General features: G+C 55.4%; 20 protein-coding genes and 2 CRISPR repeat arrays. Of the genes, 10 read left to right on the plus strand and 10 right to left on the minus strand.

Annotation, left to right across the window (positions count from 1 at the left end):
• Nucleotides 1–2 precede the first annotated feature (2 nt).
• Together Abin_RS11945 and Abin_RS11950 are read left to right on the plus strand one after the other, a co-directional pair.
• Nucleotides 3–1,640, plus strand: a complete 1,638-nt coding sequence (locus tag Abin_RS11945) for a GMC family oxidoreductase (protein WP_048847207.1) — start codon at nucleotides 3–5, stop codon at nucleotides 1,638–1,640.
• Nucleotides 1,633–3,108, plus strand: a complete 1,476-nt coding sequence (locus Abin_RS11950; RefSeq protein WP_255319331.1) for a c-type cytochrome — start codon at nucleotides 1,633–1,635, stop codon at nucleotides 3,106–3,108. Before Abin_RS11945 ends, Abin_RS11950 begins: the two co-directional genes overlap by 8 nt.
• A 190-nt stretch (nucleotides 3,109–3,298) precedes the next feature.
• Here Abin_RS11950 and htpG read toward each other — a convergent pair whose 3' ends face one another.
• The 4 genes from htpG to Abin_RS11970 form a co-directional block, all read right to left on the minus strand.
• A complete protein-coding gene (htpG, locus tag Abin_RS11955) occupies nucleotides 3,299–5,164 on the minus strand; it encodes a molecular chaperone HtpG (protein ID WP_048847210.1) in 1,866 nt (621 codons plus the stop codon).
• Nucleotides 5,165–5,305: 141 nt separating this feature from the next.
• On the minus strand, nucleotides 5,306–5,692 hold the full coding sequence (locus Abin_RS11960) for a putative hemolysin (protein WP_255319330.1): 387 nt from the start codon (nucleotides 5,690–5,692) through the stop codon (nucleotides 5,306–5,308).
• Nucleotides 5,693–5,953: 261 nt separating this feature from the next.
• Complete coding sequence (locus tag Abin_RS11965; protein WP_048847213.1) at nucleotides 5,954–7,459, minus strand: GntP family permease; 1,506 nt, start codon at nucleotides 7,457–7,459, stop codon at nucleotides 5,954–5,956.
• Nucleotides 7,460–7,714: 255 nt separating this feature from the next.
• A CRISPR array of direct repeats spans nucleotides 7,715–8,049; the repeat unit is 30 nt; unit sequence GTGTTCCCCGCATACGCGGGGATGAACCGA.
• Nucleotides 8,050–8,155: 106 nt separating this feature from the next.
• Complete coding sequence (locus Abin_RS11970; RefSeq protein ID WP_255319329.1) at nucleotides 8,156–9,130, minus strand: hypothetical protein; 975 nt, start codon at nucleotides 9,128–9,130, stop codon at nucleotides 8,156–8,158.
• A 244-nt stretch (nucleotides 9,131–9,374) separates the two neighbouring features.
• Between Abin_RS11970 and Abin_RS11975 the strand changes: the two genes are divergently transcribed.
• Nucleotides 9,375–10,631 (plus strand): dicarboxylate/amino acid:cation symporter, encoded by a 1,257-nt coding sequence (locus Abin_RS11975; RefSeq protein WP_048847214.1) that lies wholly within the window; start codon nucleotides 9,375–9,377, stop codon nucleotides 10,629–10,631.
• A gap of 199 nt (nucleotides 10,632–10,830) precedes the next feature.
• On the opposite strand, the gene pqqE is transcribed toward Abin_RS11975, so the two are convergent.
• From pqqE to pqqA, 5 genes are all read right to left on the minus strand, one after another.
• Nucleotides 10,831–11,961 carry a pyrroloquinoline quinone biosynthesis protein PqqE gene (gene pqqE, locus Abin_RS11980; RefSeq protein WP_048847216.1) on the minus strand — a complete coding sequence of 377 codons (1,131 nt, stop codon included), beginning with the start codon at nucleotides 11,959–11,961 and terminating at the stop codon, nucleotides 10,831–10,833.
• Nucleotide 11,962: 1 nt separating this feature from the next.
• Nucleotides 11,963–12,280, minus strand: coding sequence for a pyrroloquinoline quinone biosynthesis peptide chaperone PqqD (gene pqqD / locus Abin_RS11985; protein ID WP_048847337.1), 318 nt, complete (start codon nucleotides 12,278–12,280; stop codon nucleotides 11,963–11,965).
• A 74-nt stretch (nucleotides 12,281–12,354) separates the two neighbouring features.
• Nucleotides 12,355–13,095: a pyrroloquinoline-quinone synthase PqqC gene (pqqC, locus tag Abin_RS11990; RefSeq protein ID WP_048847218.1), complete on the minus strand. Its 741-nt coding sequence runs from the start codon at nucleotides 13,093–13,095 to the stop codon at nucleotides 12,355–12,357.
• Entirely contained in the window at nucleotides 13,092–14,003 is a 912-nt protein-coding gene (pqqB, locus tag Abin_RS11995; RefSeq protein ID WP_048847220.1) for a pyrroloquinoline quinone biosynthesis protein PqqB, read from the minus strand. The genes pqqC and pqqB overlap by 4 nt, the downstream gene beginning before the upstream one ends.
• Nucleotides 14,004–14,077: 74 nt before the next feature.
• Nucleotides 14,078–14,158 (minus strand): pyrroloquinoline quinone precursor peptide PqqA, encoded by an 81-nt coding sequence (gene pqqA / locus Abin_RS12000; RefSeq protein WP_035378309.1) that lies wholly within the window; start codon nucleotides 14,156–14,158, stop codon nucleotides 14,078–14,080.
• A 401-nt stretch (nucleotides 14,159–14,559) separates the two neighbouring features.
• On the opposite strand from pqqA, the gene Abin_RS12005 reads away from it, so the two are divergent.
• The 3 genes from Abin_RS12005 to Abin_RS12015 are packed head-to-tail and all read left to right on the plus strand — an operon-like array spanning nucleotide 14,560 to nucleotide 18,199.
• Nucleotides 14,560–15,927 (plus strand): lipopolysaccharide biosynthesis protein, encoded by a 1,368-nt coding sequence (locus tag Abin_RS12005; RefSeq protein WP_048847224.1) that lies wholly within the window; start codon nucleotides 14,560–14,562, stop codon nucleotides 15,925–15,927.
• Nucleotides 15,917–17,014 (plus strand): ELM1/GtrOC1 family putative glycosyltransferase, encoded by a 1,098-nt coding sequence (locus tag Abin_RS12010; RefSeq protein ID WP_084593622.1) that lies wholly within the window; start codon nucleotides 15,917–15,919, stop codon nucleotides 17,012–17,014. The genes Abin_RS12005 and Abin_RS12010 overlap by 11 nt, the downstream gene beginning before the upstream one ends.
• Nucleotides 17,015–17,044: 30 nt before the next feature.
• On the plus strand, nucleotides 17,045–18,199 hold the full coding sequence (locus Abin_RS12015) for a glycosyltransferase (RefSeq protein WP_048847225.1): 1,155 nt from the start codon (nucleotides 17,045–17,047) through the stop codon (nucleotides 18,197–18,199).
• Nucleotides 18,200–18,303: 104 nt separating this feature from the next.
• On the opposite strand, the gene Abin_RS12020 is transcribed toward Abin_RS12015, so the two are convergent.
• Nucleotides 18,304–19,464: a hypothetical protein gene (locus Abin_RS12020; protein WP_146867661.1), complete on the minus strand. Its 1,161-nt coding sequence runs from the start codon at nucleotides 19,462–19,464 to the stop codon at nucleotides 18,304–18,306.
• 310 nt (nucleotides 19,465–19,774) lie between these two features.
• A CRISPR array of direct repeats spans nucleotides 19,775–20,047; the repeat unit is 29 nt; unit sequence GTGTTCCCCGCACACGCGGGGATGAACCG.
• An 83-nt stretch (nucleotides 20,048–20,130) separates the two neighbouring features.
• Here Abin_RS12020 and Abin_RS12025 point away from each other — a divergent pair.
• The 4 genes from Abin_RS12025 (at nucleotide 20,131) to Abin_RS12040 (ending at nucleotide 22,032) form a co-directional block, all read left to right on the plus strand.
• Nucleotides 20,131–20,592 (plus strand): hypothetical protein, encoded by a 462-nt coding sequence (locus Abin_RS12025; protein ID WP_048847230.1) that lies wholly within the window; start codon nucleotides 20,131–20,133, stop codon nucleotides 20,590–20,592.
• A gap of 42 nt (nucleotides 20,593–20,634) precedes the next feature.
• Nucleotides 20,635–21,120, plus strand: a complete 486-nt coding sequence (locus tag Abin_RS12030) for a GAF domain-containing protein (RefSeq protein ID WP_048847231.1) — start codon at nucleotides 20,635–20,637, stop codon at nucleotides 21,118–21,120.
• Nucleotides 21,121–21,201: 81 nt separating this feature from the next.
• Nucleotides 21,202–21,435, plus strand: a complete 234-nt coding sequence (locus Abin_RS12035) for a hypothetical protein (protein ID WP_146867660.1) — start codon at nucleotides 21,202–21,204, stop codon at nucleotides 21,433–21,435.
• 186 nt (nucleotides 21,436–21,621) lie between these two features.
• A complete protein-coding gene (locus Abin_RS12040; protein WP_255319328.1) occupies nucleotides 21,622–22,032 on the plus strand; it encodes a hypothetical protein in 411 nt (136 codons plus the stop codon).
• The last annotated feature ends 56 nt before the right edge of the window (nucleotides 22,033–22,088 follow it).

Raw genomic sequence — 22,088 nt, forward strand, 5'->3', positions numbered from 1 at the left:
TTATGTCTTCAGACCAAACCCTTTCTGCCGACGTTGTGATTGTAGGATCAGGCGTCGCAGGCAGTTCCATTGCCAACGAACTGGCCCGTGCCGGTATTTCCGTTATCGTGCTGGAAGCCGGCCCGCGGGTTGATCGCCAGCATTTTGTCGAAAACTTCCGCAATCTGGAAAACAAGCCGTCCTATCAGGGTCCATTCCCGGCTGTGCCGTGGGCGCGGCATCCGCCCAACCAGCAGACACCCAACGAGTATCTGCATACGTCCGGCCCGAATGCCGAAGCATACCAGCAGGTTTATCTGCGGATGATGGGCGGCACCACATGGCACTGGGCCGGGTGTGCCTGGCGTTATCTGCCATCTGATTTTGAACTGAAAACCCGTTATGGTCAGGGCCGTGACTGGGCCCTGAAATATGAAGACCTCGAGCCGTTTTATTATCAGGCTGAAGTCATGATGGGCGTGTGCGGACCGGACCCTGCAAAGGAAGATTTGGGCTCCCCCCGCAAGCAGCCTTACCCGATGGATGCGCTGCCCATTTCCTATGCAGCGCAGCAGTTCCGGTCTCTGATTCAGGAAAAAACGCCGTGGCGCGTGGTGCATGAACCACAGGCCCGCAACACACGTCCCTATGACAGTCGGCCCACCTGTGAAGGCCATAATAACTGCATGCCGATCTGCCCCATTGGGGCCATGTATAACGGCAGTTATTCCGTGTACCACGCTGAAGCCGCCGGGGCCAAGTTCATCCCTAACGCGGTCGTTTATAAAATTGAGCGTGACAGCGCTAACAAACGCGTCACGGCCGTTCAGTATTATGACCCGGACAAAAACTCACACCGCGTAACAGGTAAGTATTTTGTTATTGCGGCCCACTGTATTGAAACCGCAAAACTGCTTCTTGTTTCAGCAGATGACAAAAGCCCCAATGGCGTTGCCAACAGTTCTGGCCATGTTGGCCGGAACATGATGGACCATACCGGTGTGCAGGTGACGTTCATCAGCGGGGACAAAGCCCTGTGGCCGGGCCGTGGTCCGCTTGAAACCAACGTGATTGACAACTTCCGTGATGGCGACTGGCGTTCTGAACGCGGTGCGTATCTTGTGCATATGGTTGATGATAATCAGGTTGATCTTGCTACCCAGCTTGCCATTTCAAAAGGCTATGTGGGGCGTGATCTGGAAGAACAGATCCGCTATCTGGCTGCGCATACCGTGCGTCTGTTCAGCCACAATGAAGCCCTGCCAGACCCTGAAAACCGTCTGACACTTAGCAAAACCAATAAGGATATTCTGGGTATTCCGCATCCTGATGTGTATTACAAATTGCCAGAATATACTGTAAAAAGTTGCGAACATACCCGTGGCGTGTTCCGTCAGTTAATCGGCCTGATGCACGGCACGGATGAGCAATGGACGCCCGGTTACTTCCCGCAGGATCATCCCTCTGGCAGTACCATCATGGGCACGGACCCCACGGATTCCGTGGTTGATGGGTTCTGTCGTACTCATGATCATGACAATCTGTTCATTGCCAGCTCATCGGTGTTTTCAACCGTCGGGACCGGCAACATCACGCTGACTGTTGCCGCCCTCGCACTGCGCGTGGCCGATACGCTGAAAAAAGAACTGATCCATGCTTGATTTCCGCAAAACCCTTTCTGCGCTTCTGGTCAGTAGCGCCCTTTCCGTTGGGGCGTTGTCTTGTGAGGCTATTGCCGCCCACGCGCAGAATGCTGCACCGGCAGCCACCCCCACACCTGAAGCGACATCGACACCCGCGCCCACATCGGCACCGGTCGCTACGCAGGCTGCTCAACCCGTTGCCTCACCCTCGGCCACCGGGACCAATCCTGCGGTCACTCCTGCGGCTAATGGTATGGCCAGTGCACAGTCAGATGCCGCGGTGATGGAACGGGGTGCCTATATTGCTACAGCGGCAGATTGTGTGGCGTGCCATACAAAGCTGGGTGGTCAGCCGTTTGCTGGCGGCCTCAAAATAGCAACACCCATGGGAGATGTTGTTTCAACCAACATCACGCCAGATGCTGATCACGGCATAGGCAAATATACAGAGCAGGAGTTCGAGCAGGCTGTGCGTCACGGCGTACGGCGTGATGGTGCGTATCTGTATCCGGTCATGCCCTATGTATCTTACGCAGGCATGACAGATCAGGACGTGCATGCGCTGTATGTATGGTTCATGCACGGGGTTAAACCGATTGCGACGGCCCCAAAGCCAACGGAACTGACGTTTCCGGCCAATGTGCGAAGTGCCATGGCTGCTTGGAACTTCGTGACGACAAAGGAACAGCCGGAAAGCGGAGATTCCGCTACGTATGATCCGCTGCGTCGCGGGAAATATCTTGCCAACGCGCTTGAGCATTGTGGCACCTGTCATACCCCACGCAACTTTATGTTGAGTGAAAAGCAGGATCGTTATCTGGCTGGCGGACCGTTAAGCGGCTGGTATGCCCCCAACATTACCTCCAGCAAAACAGCAGGTATTGGCAACTGGAGCGAGGATGATCTGGTGGCCTATCTTCAGACCGGTCATGCCAAGGCCCGCGCACAGGCGGCTGGTCCGATGGGTGAGGCGGTGGAACACAGCACAAGCCGCCTGACGGACAAGGATCTGCATGCGCTGGCGGCCTATATTCTTCAGGTTCCCGCCATGGAAGATGATCTTGAGCATAAGCCACGCGAAAGCTTTGGCCACGCGGTTGACCTGCCTGACCTGCGGGACAAGGTGCCAACCCGTATTGATGATTTAAGCGAAATGGATGGGGCGCATCTGTATGATGCAAACTGTGCAGCCTGCCATAGCCGCAATGGGGCTGGTACGCGCGACCAGTATGCTCCGTCGCTGTTTAACAACACGACAGTGGGTAGCGCACGGCCAGATAACCTGATCATGACCATTTTGCATGGCGTAAACCGGCAGACAGCCGCAGGCCATGCCGGAATGCCTGCGTTTGATGGTCATTCCGATGTGCAGCGTCTAAGTGATTCAGAAATTGCTAAATTGGTGACGTACATCATGACCACGTTTGGCAGCGGTGATCCGCACGTTACTGCAGATCAGGTTTCTCATTTCCGGAAAAATTTCTGATTGTTTTCAAAAACAGATTGCACGTGGAAACGGGCAGTCTGCGACGGGTTTAAAAAGGAGAAAGAGCATAAAACCTCTTTCTCCTTTTTTTATGAATGCGTGGCGGATCATGTCTGCTGATGATAGATGAAAAAAACGCCCGGTGCGTTACACCGGGCGTTTTATTTTGTTCAGAAAGACTGGGTTTGTATCAGTCTTTTTTTGACGCACTACCAGACAGGTAATCCATCAGACGGCGTGAAAACGCATTGACGTCTTTGGGCGGCTCACCGTTCTGAATGCTGGCGACATCCAGAAGAATGTGGGCCAGATCATCCACCTGTTCACCGGCTTTCACTTTGTCAGCCAGATGATGCACCAGCGGGTGGGCCGGGTTCAGTTCCAGCACCGGCGTTACCGGTGGAAGAGACTGACCACTGCGCTGCATCAGTTTTTGCAGTTGCAGGTCTGGGCCACCTTCAGGGGCGGTCAACACCATGGCGCTGTTTACCAGACGGTCCGTTGCCCGAACGTCAGAAACGCTTTCACCCAATGCTGTTTTCAGGGCAGGGACCAGAGTGTCCATGTCGGCTTTTTCAGCATCGCTTTCTGCCGGGGCACCGAATTTTTCCAGATCATTCTGGCCCTGTGCCACGTTGCGCAGCGTCTTGCCTTCGTAGCTGGACAGGCGGTCGGGCCAGAAGGAATCCACCGCGTCAGACAGCAGCAGAACTTCAACGCCACGCGCCTTGAAGCCTTCGATCTGTGGAGAAGCTGCCAGTGTTTCCGCGTTATCGCCGGTCAGGTAATAAATCGCATCCTGCTCAGGCTTCATGCGGCTGATGTAGTCATCAAATGATGTCAGCCCCTCAACCGCGCTGGAGCGGAAGCGGCTTAGGCCCGCAACTTCTGTGCGGTGGGCAGCATCATCCCACATCCCTTCTTTCAGGACAGGGCCAAAGTTTTCCCAGAAGGTGGCGTAGCTTTCGGCATCTTTTGCACGGGTTTTCAGTTCACCCATCACCTTGCCTGTTACGGCCTTGCGAATACGGGCCAGAACAGGGGTGGCCTGCAACATTTCGCGCGACACATTCAGTGGCAGGTCTTCGGTGTCAACAACGCCCTGAACAAAGCGCAGCCATGACGGCACAATGTTGGCTTCATCCGTAATAAACATCCGGCGCACATGCAGCCGGATACGGCTTTCGCGTGTTTGCTCGGCAAATTCGAAGGGGCGGCTACCGGGGATAAACAGCAGCGCTGCAAATTCCAGCGTGCCTTCTGCGCGCCAGTGCAGCGTATCCCACGGCGTGTCAAAATTGTGAGAAACATGGCGGTAGAATTCGTTAAGCTGGTCTTCCGTTATGTCGCTTTTCGGTTTCAGCCACAGGGCTGTCCCTTCGTTTGCAGCTTCTTCCTTACCGTCGCGCAGAATGGTGACAGGCCATGCAATGTTGTCAGACCATTTGCGGATAATGGCCTGCAGGCGCCAGCTATCCAGAAACTCGTCAGCATCCTCCTTGATGTGGAGGGTAATGTCCGTGCCCGGCTTATCCCGTGTGGCTGGTTCAAGCGTGTATGAGCCCTTGCCGTCCGACGTCCAGCGCCAGGCTTCGTCTGACCCGGCACGGCGAGAGACAACGTCAACCTTATCTGCCACCATGAAGGCAGCATAGAAGCCCACGCCAAACTGGCCAATCAGGCTGGGGCGGTCTTCCGGCTTTGCGTTTTCAAGCTGCTTGCCAAAAGCGCGTGTGCCGGAACGGGCGATAGTGCCAAGGTTAGAAACCAGTTCATCCCGCGTCATACCCGTGCCATCGTCACTGATGGTCAGCAGGCGGGTATCTTTATCGGGGTTGATGCGGATTTTGGCGTCTTCTGGCAGGGCGCGCGCGCCATCTGTCAGCGCTTCAAACCGGCGGCGGTCCGTGGCGTCTGCCGCGTTCGCAACCAGTTCACGCAGGAAGATTTCCCGTTCAGAATAAAGCGAATGTACAACCAGATCGAGAAGCCGCCCGACTTCGGCGCTGAATTCCCGTGTTTCACTGCCCGTTTTGGGTTGGGTTGTGTCAGTCATAAATGTTCCCAGCAAATTTGCATCGTTTCTGCATCACAAGCACGGTGGTTGTTGCCCGCAGGCCAAAAGCCGCCGCCTTTTGCATCGTCTTAAGAGATGTGACGGCCTGAAAGATTTTTCAATATCTTTCAGGCGCAAGGCTTACTTCTTCTTCAAGGAATCAGCGGTGCATTTACCGGTACGGAAAAAAGACCATTCTTCGCACATGCTGCCGTCAGGCAGGTGGCAGATGCCATAGGTGCCATTTTTCCCGTTTTTCAGTTCAAGTGTGCCACCTGCTTTTTCGCAGTGAACAGAAGCCGGGTTGGCTATGCCAATAACAGGCGACTGCGCGGGCTTTACTGTCGGTTCGACAGCCTGTGCCGGTGCCGTGGTTTCTACCGGTGTAGCTGGTGGCGTGGGCGTTGCCGTGGCTGGAGCCGACTGACAGGCCACAAGCCCGAACAGACACACACCCATCAACGTAACGGGACGACCAAAGAAGGAAAGTGGCGCACGGCGCTGAGCAATAAGGGGGAAATTAGACATCAGGCATTTACTCCGTATCGACTATAAAAACTGCGCAACGGAAGGATAGAAGGCAGTTGTTATTCCCGTAAAGGGTTAGCGCCGCCGTGGGTGCAGACAGAGGAGCGTCATGTGGAAAACGCTCGGTTCATCCGTATAGCGCCCAGACTTACCCTGAAGTTCTGCCCTCAGTCCTGTCAGGGCGGATATGGTGGCCGAGAACTGCCATGATACTGCGTAGGGAAGGAGTCCTTTCTCGAACCTGTTTTTAAGCGGCATGCGTTAATGCCCCATCATGGGCCAGAGTACGCAACACAGAACAATCCCGGTAACTGATACAATTGTCTGAAGCACGGACCAGACCATAACGGTTTGCTTTAATGTCAGGCCGAATAATTCATGCACCATCCAGAACCCGGCATCATTCACATGGCAGAAAAAGACTGACCCAGACCCAATGGAGAGGGCGATAAGCGATGTCTGACCCGGTGAAAATGCCATGCCGCCGAGCAAAGGGGCCATAAGCCCGGCTGTGGTGGATGTCGCAACCGTGGCAGATCCTGTCGCTTGGCGGAGGCACACCGCAACCAGCCACGCCAGAACGACAAAGGGAAAAGGCGAAAAGATGGCAACTTTGCTGATGGTATCTGCAATGCCAGCGCTAAGCAGAACCTGTTTCAGCCCTCCGCCAGCCCCGATGGTTAGCAGAAGCACAGCCAAAGGTGGCAGGCTGTCGTGTAGTGTACGCCCAATTTCGGCGCGGGGTTGACGCCGCACCCACCCCAGAACAATGACGGCAAAAATGACGGAAATCAGCAGCGCCATAAAAGGCTCGCCAATGGTATCAAGCACATGCGCGGCCAAGGTTGTCTGGGGCAAGCAGAGTTCAGAAATGGTGCGCGCCAACATAAGCAAGACTGGCAACAGAATTATTATGGCAGCAGCAGATAAGGGCGGTAGGGTATTCTGTCTCTTGGCGCGTGTGCTGTGTGCAGCAGAACTTGAATGCAGAGCCGCAGAGGGGCCTGTCGTATCCGGGTTTATCTGGGCGGCAGATGCAGCTTTAGCCGCAAGGTTTGGAGCGTTGGGCGTGTTTGGGGGTGATAGACTGTTGCGTTCACCAATCGTGCGATAAGCCTCATAGCGTGTCAGCAGATTACCATATAGCGGCCCGGCCAGAATGACTGCCGGCACTGCAATCAATAGCCCCAGTAATAAGGTGGTGCCTAATGATGCATGCAGGGCGGAAATGGCAATCAGGGGGCCGGGGTGTGGGGGAACCAAAGCATGCAGGGCGGTCATGCCCGCAAGGGCTGGTATGGCAACCCGCAACACAGGCTGCCTGGCGCTGCTGGCAATGCCCAGAATAAGGGGCAACATGATAACCAGCCCCACTTCAAAAAACAGCGGCAACCCAACCAGCATGGCTGCGGCCGCCACGCACCAGGGCAGCAGCCATACGGGCAGGGGGCGGCCACCGGGGTTTAGCAGGGCATGCACCAATCGGGCCGCCGCTCCACTTCCCGCCACCATGCTGCCAAGTAACGCACCAAGAGCAATAATCAGCCCGCTATCGCCCAGTAGTTTACCCGCCCCAGTCTGAAACGCTGTCAGCGCACGGGCAGGTGCCAACCCTACGCAGGCACTGAAGACAAGCGCCCCAATCAAAATGCCCAGAAATGGCGGAAGCTTTGCCACGCTAATGGCAAGAATAATCACCAGCAACGCAAAAGCACATGACAGGACTAACCCTGTATCGTGCGTCCCCCAGACAACAAGAAAATGCAAGCCCGTAGCCCCTTATGTTCTTCTTTTTGGGCTATCTCACCCCATCTTGCGGGCTGAATACACATCAGGAATGCGTGATGTGTGACGTCGGGCGTATTATCCTGACCTTTGCTTGCAGCAGCATACCTCATGGTGCGTTAAGGCTGTCCCAAGGCCTCTTTCGCGAGGGTAAAAAACGAGCTAAAAAAGGCGTCAAAGCTTGGTAGATTCTTTGACAACAAAATAACCCTGTAAAATCAAACTATTCCAGGAAGTGTGTTCCCCGCATACGCGGGGATGAACCGTTGGTCGATCTACTCTGTATAGAGCGTTGCGTGTGTTCCCCGCATACGCGGGGATGAACCGACGTTTTTTCCCACGGGTTGAGGATCGACACGGTGTTCCCCGCATACGCGGGGATGAACCGAAGCCAACGCGCAAACCCAACTGCCTCTCGTTGTGTTCCCCGCATACGCGGGGATGAACCGAGGGGGCTGTCATTTACGGCGTCTCTTTATTCGTGTTCCCCGCATACGCGGGGATGAACCGTTGCGGAGCAGCGCAAAGGACTGGCCTGCACAGTGTTCCCTGCACATGCGGGGATGAACCGATGGGGTGGAAGCCCCTTGCCTGTAGTGAGGAGTGTTCCCCGCAGATGCAGGGATAAAGTTAAGTTATTCTTGAGGGTCTGGAAGTCAGTTTGCAGGGTTATGTGCTTTAGAAGACCGTATTGATGGCAAATTGAGGGGCTATTTTTATGCTGGTGTTATGGCCTGCATAATAAAGGGATGCCCCGGCAATAATGCCCCAGTTGGCGTTCCAGTTATATTCAAATGCGGGGGCTACCTGCCAGTCGCCTGACGGTGCGCCGGTGCGGTCTGTATAGCTTCCTGCTTTTGTGTGGCCCCACACGCGGGACCCATTGGCCCAGTCGCGCGCGACGTCAATTGCCAGAAGCCATTGGCGGTTAATCCCGTATTCAAGTGAAAACCCGGTTTGTCCGCTCATGCCCGGGCGGCCTTTGCCGCGAAAGCCTGTTGTGGTGCCATAGGTGGAGGTATCGCGCACATCTGCTGCGTTCAGCGCGCGTCTGAACCAGTTCCAGACGCGCAACCTCAGGTTGTGGTTGCCGGGTAGTTTATAGGTTGACTGGCTCATTAACGCCGTGCGGAACACGTAAGACCCTGCGCCAACGCCATCCTGCCCGTGGCCCAGACTGCTGTAATCGCCGGTGGGAAACACAACGCCAGCAAACAGATTCAGTGACGGAATATAGCGTTTGGGGTTGGCGTTTACAAACCGCCAGATCAGGTCAACCGGGAAGTCACCAAACTTTGGCCCGGTTGAATGGCCCGCGTCTTTTTTCCATCCGTAACTGATAACCGTGTGGGCCTGAATGCTCAGCGCATCGGTGATGCCATACTTCCACATGGTTGAGTTACTGAACAGTTGCTGGCGGGGGTGCTGCGGGTGGCTGATGCCGTGGGCATCGTAATATCCAATAGGTTGGCTATAGGTAAAATAGGGTTCAATACCCGCGTCACCCGCATGGTCTTTTGCTGGCGCAGGGGAGACGAGGGAGCCCGTATACCATTGCTGCGCCCGCGCGGCTGTTGCGTTTAAAGACGCACAACAAATAATCAAACAGTAAAAAAGAACAGATTTTTTTGGATAATGAAGAAGACTCGTCATAATTCTGGTCAGTAATCAAAAAATTCAGACTGAAACAACAATGAAGCGCTCCATCAAAACCAAAATGATACGGAACTGTATCGTAATTGTCGGAAAGGACGCGCCCTTTTACAGACAGAATCGGAAATATTGCAATCATATGCAGGCATAAAAATTTCCCTTTTTGACCAATACCCCCCTTTTCTCTATACCGTCGCTCTTTGTTCCAGTGGTTCATCGTTCATAAGGAAAGGGGGAGACGCGCATGGCGCTAGCTGCACAGCCAGCCAATACCCGCAAACGCACCTATGCTATTCTGATAGCGCTTGTGCTGGGGGTTGTTACGGGGTTGGCCATCCACTCGTTCCTGCCTGCTTATGTTCATGATGCTGAACAGATCGCGTCTTTGCTGACCGGGCTGTTTCTGCGGCTTATCCGTATGGTGATTGCCCCGCTGGTTTTTGCCACGTTGGTCAGCGGTATTGGCAAACTGGGGGATGATACCCTTGTGCTGCGTGTGGGTGGGCGTGTGCTGCTGTGGTTTGTCGGCATGTCCTTCCTGTCGCTGGTTATCGGGTTGGCGGCGGCCAATCTGTTGCAGCCGGGGGCCGGGTTCTCCGCCCCGTTACCGGCCGATATTTCCAGCCTGAAGCACCCGTTTCAGCCCATTGATTTTGTGCTGCATATCGTGCCCACCAGCATTCTGGACGCCATGGCCCGTAACGATATTTTGCAGATTGTCGTGTTCTCGGTTCTGTTCGGTCTATCGCTGCCTGCCGCCGGAAAAGCGGGTAAAACCATGCTCGGCTGGTCGGAAGAGTTATCCCACATCATGCTGCGCATGACCGATATGGTCATGGTGCTGGCACCGCTGGCGGTGTTCGGGTCTATTATGGGCAGTCTGGCCCATAGCGGCATTGGTATGCTGATGCAGTTTGGCCGTTTTCTGGTTGAATTCTACAGCACCATCATGGCGCAGTGGATTGTGCTGACAGCGTTGGCTTTCTGCGTGCTTGGTCCGCGCCTTAAGCCGTTGCTCAAAAATCTGGTTCAGCCGGTGCTGTTGGGCTTTTCAACCGCCAGTAGTGAATCCGCTTATCCATTACTGTTGGAAAAACTGGAAGAATCAGGGGTGCCGGGGCGCATTGCCGGTTTTGTGCTGCCGCTGGGCTACAGCTTCAACCTTGATGGCTCCATCATGTTCCAGTCATTCGGGGCCATCTTCATTGCGCAGGCCTATGGCATCCATCTGACATGGAGCCAGCAGATTCTGATGGTTCTGGTCATGATGCTCAGCAGTAAAGGAATTGCCGGGGTGCCGCGGGCGTCTCTGGTAACGCTGGTTGCGGTTCTACCGCAGTTTGGGCTGCCAGAAGCAGGCATCGCTCTTATTCTGGGTATCGACCACTTTCTCGATATGGCCCGCACGGCAACCAACGTGCTGGGGAATGGCTACGCGGCGGCTGTCTCAGCCAAGTGGGAAGGTGTGCTGTCTGACGGCCCAGCCGAAGACGAATTTTAAGAAAACGCCTTTCATCGCAGAGGCATACGCGGTGAGGGGCCTATCAGGCGCGGTGCGACCTGTTATCCGCCTTCTCATCCGTTAGCTTGAAAAGAAGGAACCGGGAGCGGAGGTGCTTTGAGAGCAGCCTTCATCCGGAGGCTCGCTGGTTCAAAGTGGCACTGCGTGTGCCGCGTGAGCAGAAGCGCCAAGCCAAAAGTCAGGTTTGACTTTCTTCCGGCTTAGCAACCCCTAAATCAGCATTGCCATAACGGCGATAGCGAAAGGCTGGCGGCACCGCGGGGCGCTGGGCAATAGCCTGTTCAATCAGTGTATGGCCGGGTGCGCGATGGCACACAGGGTCAGTTGCCCCAGCATCACCCGCCAATGCCAGAGCCTGACATCGGCACCCACCCCAATCAATTTCCTTGAACGCGCAGCTTTTGCATGGGTCGGACATCCAGTCCGTGCCGCGATACAGCCCAAACAGGGGCGAATGTTGCCAGATGTCCGAAAGGCTTTCGTCTCGCACGGTAGGGAATGTCAGGCCCGGAATACTTTCTGCTGCGTGGCAGGGCAGAACTTTGCCAGTAGGGGCAATATTGATGAAGCGCTGCCCCCAGCCACCCATGCAAGGTTTAGGCTGATCTGCATAGTAATCGGGCGTGACAAAATCTATGGCAATACGGGTGCCGAAGCGTGCGCGGGCGGCGGCCACAGCTTGCTCTGTTTCAATCAACTGATCCCGCGACGGTAGCAGAGCATCGCGGTTCATCAGGCCCCAGCCATAATACTGGGTATGGGCAATTTCTACCCTGCGCGCGCCGAGGCGTTCCGCCATATCCAGCATTGCAGGAACACGGGCTGCATTCTGGCGGTGAATAACGAAATTCAGTGTTAACGGCACATCTTCGGCCACAATCAGCCGTGCAGCCTCCAGCTTTTTGGCCTGAGCCCCAGCCATACCGCCAATACGTTCCGCTTGCTGTGTGTCTGCGTCCTGAAAAGAAAGCTGCACATGATCCAGCCCCGCATCAGCCAAGGCCTTCAGGCTGGCCGCAGTCAGCAACACGCCGGATGTAATCAGATTGGTGTAAAGCCCCAGTTCCACCGCATAAGCGACCAGTTCAGGCAGATCAGGCCGGGCCATTGGCTCGCCGCCTGAAAAGTGCACCTGCAAGACTCCCATCTCCGCTGCCTCCTTAAAGACGCGCTTCCAGCTGGCTGTTTCAAGCTCATCCTTGCGGGGGTCCAGCTTCAGCGGATTAGAGCAGTAAGGGCATTGCAGCGGGCAGCGATGCGTCAATTCTGCCAGCAGGCTCATGGGTGGGGGCGGGGCGATGGCGTTCATCTCATACCGCCTGTAGCACCTGTTTGTCGGCCAGATCCCGCGTCATGCGCAACACGTCCTGGGCAATTGTCTCACGCGGGGCAGAGAATTTTGCAGCCAGTGTATCAATAAGCGCGGTGAGTGACCGCTTACCGTTAACCAGTTGCAGAATTTCCGCAGCAACAGGGTCTGCAAAAAATGCCCGTTCAGGGGCCTGAATAAACCACTGCTCCCGCACACGGTCATACTGTAACCGTGTACCGCGCCGAAATTTCAGCACCGTGCTTTCAGGGAAAGAAGCAGCATCAGGTGTTTTTGGTGATGCGTCTGCCCCTGCCAAATCGTTATCAGGCGCGGTCACGGCCGTGCCCGATAGTGCTTTCTCTGTTTCAGCGGGGGATGGTGTGTGTTCTGTCATGCCTCGGCCTGTGGGCGGAAGGCTCCCGGGGGAATGTTACCGGGTGAGACATAGGCGTAGTCCAGTTCATCCAGCATGGACCACAGAACCCCGCATTTGAACTTCAGGGCATTCAGCACGGCCTGTTGTTGTTCAACCGTGCGGGCGTGCTCTTTCACATATGCCAGAGCAAACGCTGAATCCTGCGGGGCTTGCGTCAGGCGTGGCGCAAAATAAGCCAGTGTTTCTTCGGTAATAAAGCTGTAGTTGCGCAACATGCCAGACACACGTTCGCTGATGATGGTGGGCGAGAATAGTTCGGTCAGGGAAGACGCAATGGCTTCCAGAATGGAACGATCACGCACAAAATGCACATAGGCTTCCACAGCAAAACGGGTGCCGGGCAGAAGTCCGTCAAGGGATTCTACATAGGCTCGGTCAAGACCCAGTCCATCGGTCAGTTTCAGCCACCGCGCTACACCGCCGGTGCCCGGTTCTGTCCCGTCATGATCAATCAGCCGCCGCCGCCATTCGCGTCGTAGTTCAGCCGTGGGCAGACGGGCCAGCAGGGTGGCGTCCTTGGCAGGAATACTGGCCTGATAATAATAGCGGTTCAGCGCCCATGCCTGCACTTGCCCCTTGTTCAGCTTGCCGCCGTGTAATGCCCGGTGAAAGGGGTGCAGGTTATGGTAGCGTTCGGCCCCAATGGCACGCAGGGCGGCTTCCAGTTCATCGGGGGAAAGCAGGCGGTCAGTCATAGCGTTACTCTCATACCATCAAAGGCGACGTCCCATCCGGCCTGTTCAACAGCTTTGCGCTCGGCTGAGTCAGACAGCAGGATAGGGTTGGAGTTGTTGATGTGAATCAGAATTTTACGCCCAATTTTCAACGGCCGGAACGCGGCCATGGTGCCATCGGGTTCATCGGCTACGGACATATGGCCCATGCGCTTTCCTGTTTTTGCGCCCAGACCGGCGCGGAGCATTTCATCGTCCGTCCATAAGGTCCCGTCAAAAAATACCACGTCTGCCCCGTTCATGCGGGCCAGAAGCGCATCCGTCATCATCGCGCAGCCGGGAATGAACAACGCCCGATGCGTGCCGTCGGATATTTCAAGGCCGATAGTTTCACCATCTGTTTTGACTTCAGCCGGGTTTGCGCCCTGTTCAGCATAAAGCGGCACTTTGCCCGGTACAGCAAAAGGCGTGATGCTGAAGCCTGCGGGTTTCAGGGGCAAAGCGTGATCAAGAACCATGGTGTGGCGCGGCACTAGGGTGCGGTCCAGAGCCTCAAAAATCGGGTTGGCATCCAGCTGGGCCAGCACGGGGGTAGCCCCGTACAGGTTAAACGCCTGTTTTTCACGCAGGGTCAGCAGCCCGGTAATGGTATCAATTTCCCCGCTGGTCAGCACCACACCGGCAATAGGGGTGGAGCGCAGGCCCGCTTTTGGGTGCAGGGCAGGAGTCTGATTGATCTGGGCCCGCAGATCGGGCGAGGCATTGAGGATGTACCATTGTTCACCATCCCCGCTAACAGCGATGGAGGCTTGGGTACGGGCCGGGGCCGTGGGGTCACCCGCACGGGCGCGGTTGCAGGCTGGCGCGTTGGAGTTCCATTGCGGGAAGCCCCCGCCAGCGGCAGCGCCTAGAACGATGAGATCAAGCATGCGCTGCTTTTAGAGAAAAAACGCCACCAGCGCGAGGGCATAGACATTGCCCCCGCTACTGGCGGCAGGCCGTCTTATTTCTTCTGGCCGCAGACGTAGCTGTTGATTTCTGCGCCCAGCGGAATTTCGGTAATTTTCGGTGCGGTCCAGGCCATGGTGGCTCTCCCTGTCTGCGTTATCACTCACGGTTATGCAGGCCTTGCCACATGGCATGGGGACATATGGCTGCCTGCAACAAGGGTGGAGTTTGGGGAAAAGACGCCCCGACGCAACCTTTTTTCCTGTAATGTGGCAGCTTTCAGCCCATCCTCACGGGAGTGTGAAGTGATCTCACGCTTCTGTTTCAAATCTGGCAATTTCTGTCGTCTGTGTGTCACCTCTGTCATAAAACACGGACAGGGCGCAGAACGTTTGCCATGTGGCTTTCTGCCACTTAAACCCCGATTCAAACAGGACAGTACCGTCCCGTTTGTGTATTGCGGCCTGCCCTATGGTCAGACATGACAGCAGGAAACAAACACAAGGAAGCCGCCCCGCAGGGGCGGTATGAGGTGGGATGAACAGTCGGGTCCGCGCACTATTTGGACGGGTTTTCCGCAATACCGGGTATTTGCTGACGGGTAAGGGCGCTACGGCGGCTCTGGCTTTGGGCAGTACTGCGATCGCTGTGCGGGCATTGGGGCTGGAAGAATACGGTATCCTGCTGCTGATAAACGCTTTCACCAGTTCATGCTCGGTCAGCACACGGTTTCAGTCCTGGCAGCCTTTGCTGCAATATGGCGGCACAGCCTTTAAGCGGGCCGATAAATCCGGTTTTCAGACGCTGCTGCGTCATTGTGCGGTGCTGGATGGTTTGGGGGCCGTGGTTGCCCTGGCTGTGGCTGTCATATTCAGTCAGGTTCTGGGGCAGGCCTTGGGGTGGAATGCGACAGCCTACGGGCATATGCCCCTTTGGTATCTGACTGTTGTTCTGTTCATGAATGCAGGGTCAGCTATCGGCGTCATGCGTCTGACCAACCGGTATGAACTGTCTGTTCTGGGTGACACCGTTGCAGGCTTTGTCCGCTTTCTGGGCTGCATTGTCGGGTTTTTCCTGCATTGGTCACTCATTGGGTTTCTGGCACTGTGGTACGCATCCTTTGTTGCGTCTTTCGTGCTGGATGGTCTGATCGCGCTATGGGTTCTGGCGCATACGGATGGTCTGAAGGGCTTTCGGCTGGTCAACGTGCCGTGGCTAAGCCCCATTCAGGGCCTCTGGCGCTTTACGTTTTCTGTTAGTGTTGATCAGGCGTTATCGCGTCTAGCCTCTCGCCTGACAGTGCTGATTGTCGGGGTGGTGCTAGGCCCGCAAAGTGCTGCGATTTATAATGTAACCTGGCAGATATCAGATGGTATGGCCCGTCCTGCCCAAATGATGACCCCCGCCCTGTACCCGGAACTCGTCGCCCTGCGTGACAAACGGGACTGGGCATCAATACGGCAGGTCACAAACCGTATTCTTCAGGCGCTTGGTGCGTTTTCTTTCGTCGTGATTGTAGCGGCTGCACTTGTTGGCCCGTGGCTGCTGCATGTGTTGCTGACTGTACCGTGGTCCGGCACACGTACCCTGCTGCTGCTTATGACAACCACCGCCATTCTTGATTTATGGGATGTGCCGCTGGAGCCCATTCTGGTGTCGCTTAACCGGGCGCATCAGCTTTTGTTCGGCCGGATGGCAACCATGTGTTTTTCCCTGCCGTTGCTGTACGTGTTTGCAACATTGTGGGGCATGACAGGGGCGGGTGTTGCCACGCTGCTAAGCGAACTGGGCATTTTTCTATCCCGTCTTGGCCCGTATCTGCTGATGAACCGACATCGGAACTTCCAGAACAGTCAGGAAGACACACTCCACCCCTCTCTCGCAAAGGAACGGAATGGTGACTGACATCAACGTGGCAGCACCAGTATGGGTGCTTGATACTGGGCGTGCGGGGGAAATGGCGCAATGCCTGACCTTGGCCCAGGCTTTGGGGTTACCCTACACACTCTTGCGGCTGGGGCCGGAGTTCAGTGTGCCCGAGGCCCTTCCTGACATAACGGGCGTGCGGGTTATTCTGTCTTTCGGCAACGCGGTGCAGGCTGCGCTGGCCCTGCGCGATTATTGCACGCAGCAAAATGCAGGCTGTGCCCCGGCTATAGTGCATATCGGTCGGCCCAGCCATGTTCCGGTGCGGGCGCTTGATCTGATTATTATTCTGCCTCAGGACGATTATCCGTCTGCCCCTAACGTGTTGCGGTTGGCTTTCCCCCTGAATGCAGCGTCTTTGGCCCAGCCCGTTTTCCCCGCACCGGGCGGGCGGTGTGGCGGTACGGTTGTGGTCTACGGTGCACCCACCAAGCACTTCAGCATGACATTGACGGACATGCAGGGCGTTATCGAGTTTGCACAGACATTGGCCGTCGCCAATCAGGAACCCCTGCATGTGCTGACAAGCCCCCGAACCCCGGCAGATGCGGTTGAATGGTTGCGGGCAAAAGCGGCTGAACCCGGCAGCCCCATCGCGCAGTTTAATACTGGGTCGCAGATGTTTCAGCAGGCTCTGGCAACTGGAAACCGTTTTGTTGTGACGGGGGATAGTGCGTCCATGGTGGCAGAAACCTGCCGAACGGGGGCTCCTGTCTGGTTGTATGAACTTCCATCTAAAAAGACATTTTTTACAACCCTGCAAACTCTGGTCGATACCCTCGGGTTACGGCATCTGCGCTATGCTCTGGTCAAGATGGGGGTATTGGGAAGCGGGGCTGATTTCGCACGCTGGCACGCATGGCTTGTGCATGCAGGCTACGTCCATGCCGTCACACCGGGGCTGGAGAAAGAGGAACTCCGTTGGCAGCCTGTGTTTGGGCGTATTGATCGGAGCCTGAAACTTTGCCGTGATCGGATTCTGGCACTTCCCCAGTTAGCAGAAATAACGGGGCAACAGCCGCCTGCTCAGGTGCCCGCCGACAGGCGGCCTGTGGTGCAAATCTAATAATCTGGTTTACAGCTCACGGTTGTTCCTATGACACACCCCTTCTTAACCCCGACAGCGGACGAAAGCGTTGTCATCGCACAGACCTGCGCGGTTATTGTGACATATGGCAACAGAGTTTCCTTGCTTGCTCAGGTCGTGAAGGGGGTTTTGGGGGGAAATAGTGCGGAGGGAGCCTGTTTTTCCCTTAACCAGCCAACAGATAATGAGAGCGAGAGTGCAGGACAGTTAAACAGCAGCCGTCGCGGTGTCGGGCATGTTGTGGTGGTTGATAATGGCACGGAGCCTTCGGTCGCCCAAAAACTGATAGATTTACAGCACTCCTATGGCGATGAGCATTTTACGCTTGTGCGGTTGCCGCATAATACCGGGTCGGCTGGGGGGTTCCGGGCCGGTATAGTGGCTGCTGCTGCACGGGCAGATACCGGGCATATCTGGGTGCTGGATGACGATAACAAACCTGAACCGGACGCCCTGTCTGTCCTGGCCCGGGTATGGCGGCTGATGGGGGCACGGAATGATGTGTCACTGGTCAGTTACCGGGCTGACAAACGAACATACCGCAATCTTGTTGAACGCAATAAACCCAATGACATAAAGCCGAACTCCTTTTTCGGGTTTTCGGTGCAAAGCCCATGGCAGAAACATGCGGTGCCGGTCTGGCAGAAGAGCGGACTGGTATGCCGGGGTATGGCCATGGCGGGTTATGGCGGGTTGTGGTTTCACAAAAACTGGTTGTCCCTGATTGGTGAACCAGACGAACGATATTACCTGTATTTTGATGATTATGATTTCACCCTGCGTATGACGCAGTTACAGGGTGAAATATGGTTATGCCAGCAAAGTCTTTTGCAAGACCTTGAGCCATCATGGACAACGGAAAAATCATTCCTGCATCATTGGCTTCAGACAGACAAAGGGCCAATCAGAACCTATTTTTCACTCAGAAACCGTCTGATTCTTGAGCAAAAAACAGCCACAAGCAAAGTGTTGCACACGCTGAATATGGTGCTGTTTTTACTGGTTAAGGTGGCATGCCCCAATCTGCAAAGCATTTGTTACCACTTACGCCACCCGGCTAAAATGTATGCTCGCTGGAAGCTGATTTTCAAAGCGATCCATGATGGAAATAACAGTGTTTTTGATAATAGCCTTGCCGAAACACCATCACGCCGCAAGAGCTAGTGCCAAGCCCTTACATTAAACGTCGCGTACAGATTTTAGGCCGCAAGTTTGGCGTTAAAGACTAATCAAAACTCTATCATACAAATTTTGCTAAAATACTCTGTTTAAGGCGTTGATGGGTCTTCCGGTACCGGGGAGACTGGTGAAAATTCTTCTGGATCGGTCACATTTTTCTTGGATTGTACTGGTTGGGTAGTCGTTTTTGTCACATTGTTTTGCCCAGAAGAACTTTCGGAAACCTTATTCTGAACACCCCCTGTTTTGTCGCTGGTATCATTCTCCGCACTTGGCGTGGAAATGTTCTGGCTGGGGGCTGATGTGGTCGTGGCTGCCTGTGATGGGCTATTGGAGATAGCTGTTGTTGTTGCTGCATCAGGTGTGACAGGGGGCGTGTTTTGCACGGCTGTTTTCACCGCAGCAGGAGGGGACGCCGGGGTTACAGCGCCAGAGAGAACATTGCCAGATGTTACCACCCCAGGAGCAGGGACTGTCGTTGTCGTGACAGACTGTGTCGGGGTTGCGCTGTTGGGGGGTACGACAGGCTGGCTTGCTCCGCCTGCGGCGGGTGTGCTGGCCGGTAGAGAAGGGATATCATTGGCGTTTGTTGCCGGGGTGGGGGCTGCAATGGTCTGCTCGCTCAAAGGGGGAGCTTCAACGGGTGTGGCCGAAGGGGCATTCAGCGGTGTTGTGCTGGCAGGCACCTGTGCCTGTATCTGCGGCTGGCGAAAGCTGTTGACGGGACCAAGTGGGTTATAGGAAACCGGCTTCATGTCGGCCATTGGTCTGCGGGTGCAGCCACGGGTGATGATGGAGCACACACCATCTGCGCCCACCATTTCATCATTATCGCCGCTGTAATGAACATCCGTCACTTTACCATCGGCAATGCGGATGTCGGCCACACAGGTTTTCCCGGCACCACCAAATGTGGTTTCAACTACGTTGACCACAGACTGAAGTGGGAACAGGGTGGAATCATTTGTAGCGGGAATGTTCAGGGACCGCACATATTCGTAAACTTCCGTCCCATCATCCAGTTTCTGCTGTTTGTCAGGCAACCCAATACAGCCGCGTACGTCGCTACTGCTCATCCCGATAAGGGAGATCTGGGCGTTGTGCGCGGTGCGGGAATCAAAATATCCACACCCGGTTAATCCGATTACGGGCAGCATCAGGGCAAAAGCCAGTTTCTGTCTTTGCGCGGCACGGCGTACAGAAACACGAAGCACCACAGAAGCAGCACGGGTCACAAAAGGAGCGGTCATGGAGGGCAGGGAAATCCGATTATAAAGAAAGAACACCACAGAAAATACAGAACTGCATAACACAGCCAGCCTGACAGCCAGTATGCCCAGCTACCGCCCGGTGTTTATCTGGCCACGAGTGTAGCATTTTATACCGATAAGGGAATGTCACAGCCACAAAAAGCATCAGCGCATGTGCTGCCAAGCTCCGATTTTTAGCGGATGCGCCCTCTTTCCCCATACGGCGGAAAAGGCTAAAAAAGAGCACAGAAATGCTGGTAGACTCTTTGACAACAAAATAACCCTGTAAAATCAAACTCTTCCAGGAAGAGTGTTCCCCGCACACGCGGGGATGAACCGCTGCACGGAGAGGTTGCGTTAATCGGGGGTGGGTGTTCCCCGCACACGCGGGGATGAACCGTGCTGTCTGCCTCAATCTCGATGCTGGCCAGAGTGTTCCCCGCACACGCGGGGATGAACCGAACTTAATTGTTCATCCCCGGCCCATTTCATCGTGTTCCCCGCACACGCGGGGATGAACCGCGCGGGCGCGTTACTGTGACGGCGGCGTCTATGTGTTCCCCGCACATGCGGGGATAAAGAAACCCAGCTAGTATGTGTGGGCTCTTGCTGGTGGGGCGTATCTGCCGCACTCTATGGGCACTTTTTGTGTGTAAGGAGCGTGTTATGGTGGCATTTCGTCCAGTTTTTAAGGCTGTGGCTTCTCTTGCTTTTATGGGGGGAATCACATTGGCGGCTTTTCCAATGCCACAGCAGGCGCTTGCGGCAACAATTTTGAAAGTGCCGGCCGTGCCTGCCCCCATGACTGCCAGCACCGCTGCTCCGGGTGTGCTGGATTATGACGGTATCCCGACTGTTGAGCACGCATCCGCCGCCAATGTGGCTGGCCTTATGTCATACTGTTACAGCCATAAACTGGTGACAGATACGACTGTGCGCTCATTAGGGCGTAAATTGGCTAGCCGCGAGGGCGTAAGCACTAATCCGGCTTATGCTTGGGGTGGCGTAGGGCGTCTGGAACTGGGTGGCCAGACCATGTTTGATGTAGGTAGCCTGAACCGCGATCAGCGTGCCGCTGTTTGTGCCCGGTCTGCCCTGCGTGGGCCTGATCTGCTGAAAAGCGAATAAATCCTTTTTTCCAAGCAAGCCTAAAGACAGAAAGCCCAGAGCATGAGCGCCCCAACACACCGTCTGACCCCGGAAGATCTGCTGCCAGCCGTCAGCGGTATGCTGGAGGCCGAAACCGATATGATTGCCAATCTGGCAAACGTGTCAGCGTTGGTGTTTGAGGCTCTGCCAGACCTCAACTGGGCCGGATTTTATCTGCTGAAAGACGGCGAGCTTGTTTTGGGTCCGTTTCAGGGGCGGGTAGCCTGCACCCGTATTGCCGTGGGCAAGGGCGTATGCGGCACCGTGGCCCAAAACCAGCAGACATTGGTTGTGCCAGATGTCCATGCTTTTCCGGGCCATATTGCGTGTGACGCGGCATCTGCTTCAGAAATCGTGTTACCCGTTATTGTGCAAAATCAGTTGGTCGGCGTGCTTGACCTTGATAGCCCGCGCCCTGACCGTTTTACGGCACAAGACCAGCGTTTGCTTGAACAGGTTGTCGCTGTGTTGGAGAAGGCGCTCTCTTCAGGCAACGCTGCGGCCTGACCGGCGTTCTGGCTTAAACCTTGACCATATGGTTCGTTTTATCGGCCCGATGGAAGAAACAGCCAGAATTAAGGATACAGCATGACGCTGCCTAAATTATCCCGCCTTGTGATGTTGTGTGCAGGCCTGACGGTGACAGCCTGCCACGGCGGTGAGGATACCGCCTGCCATAGCATGCCACCCCACGGCGGCATGGCCCCCGGCCCGGGAATGACCGGCCCCAACGGAATGGGGGGCATGGGAAGCACTGGCCCAATGCAGCATGGTGCGCGGCCACATGGTGTGCGTCATTGTGGGCCTGCTCCTGCACCATAACGCCGTTACCAGACTGATGATGCCCTACCTGAATCAGAACACAATTAACGCTTAGACTGCTTAAATGGTCTGCAAAGCATGCATCTGCGCTGTGCAGGGCCTTAACATTGTCTACAGTGCTCTGGTTCGGTACCTTGCCTGCGAAGTCTGCCTGTTTCCGGGCATTTGATAAGGATTGAAGACACAATGCGTCGTATGACATCTTTGGCGGCAGTCGCCGTTGTTGCGTTGAGCACTGGCGTTGCAGGCACGGGGTCCATTGCTCAGGCCGAACCCGGCGGCTGTTTGAAATATGGGGCAGCCGGTGCTGTTGGCGGCCATGTTGTGCACCACGGCGTTATCGGGGCGCTGGGTGGATGTGTGACGGGGATGTATCGTCGCCACGTTTATCGTAAGGAAGCCAAGCAGAAGGCGGCTCTGTACGATCAGGAGCACCCCGGCGCAAAAGGCACGTATGAGGAAAAAGCAACGGCCTATGACGTCGAGCATTCTACCCAGCCGGGTAAAATGAACGCCGATGCACCGATTGGCGGCAAACCTGTCGGCCAGCCCCCGCAGGGCCAAAATGGTGCGGCAGAAGATAGCACGCATTTTTAATATCAGCAGTTACCCGCAGGCAGCTTTATCGGCCTGCGGAGTATGCAAAACAGGGA

It is taken from the genome of Acetobacter indonesiensis, assembly GCF_000963945.1.
Classification (GTDB): domain Bacteria; phylum Pseudomonadota; class Alphaproteobacteria; order Acetobacterales; family Acetobacteraceae; genus Acetobacter; species Acetobacter indonesiensis.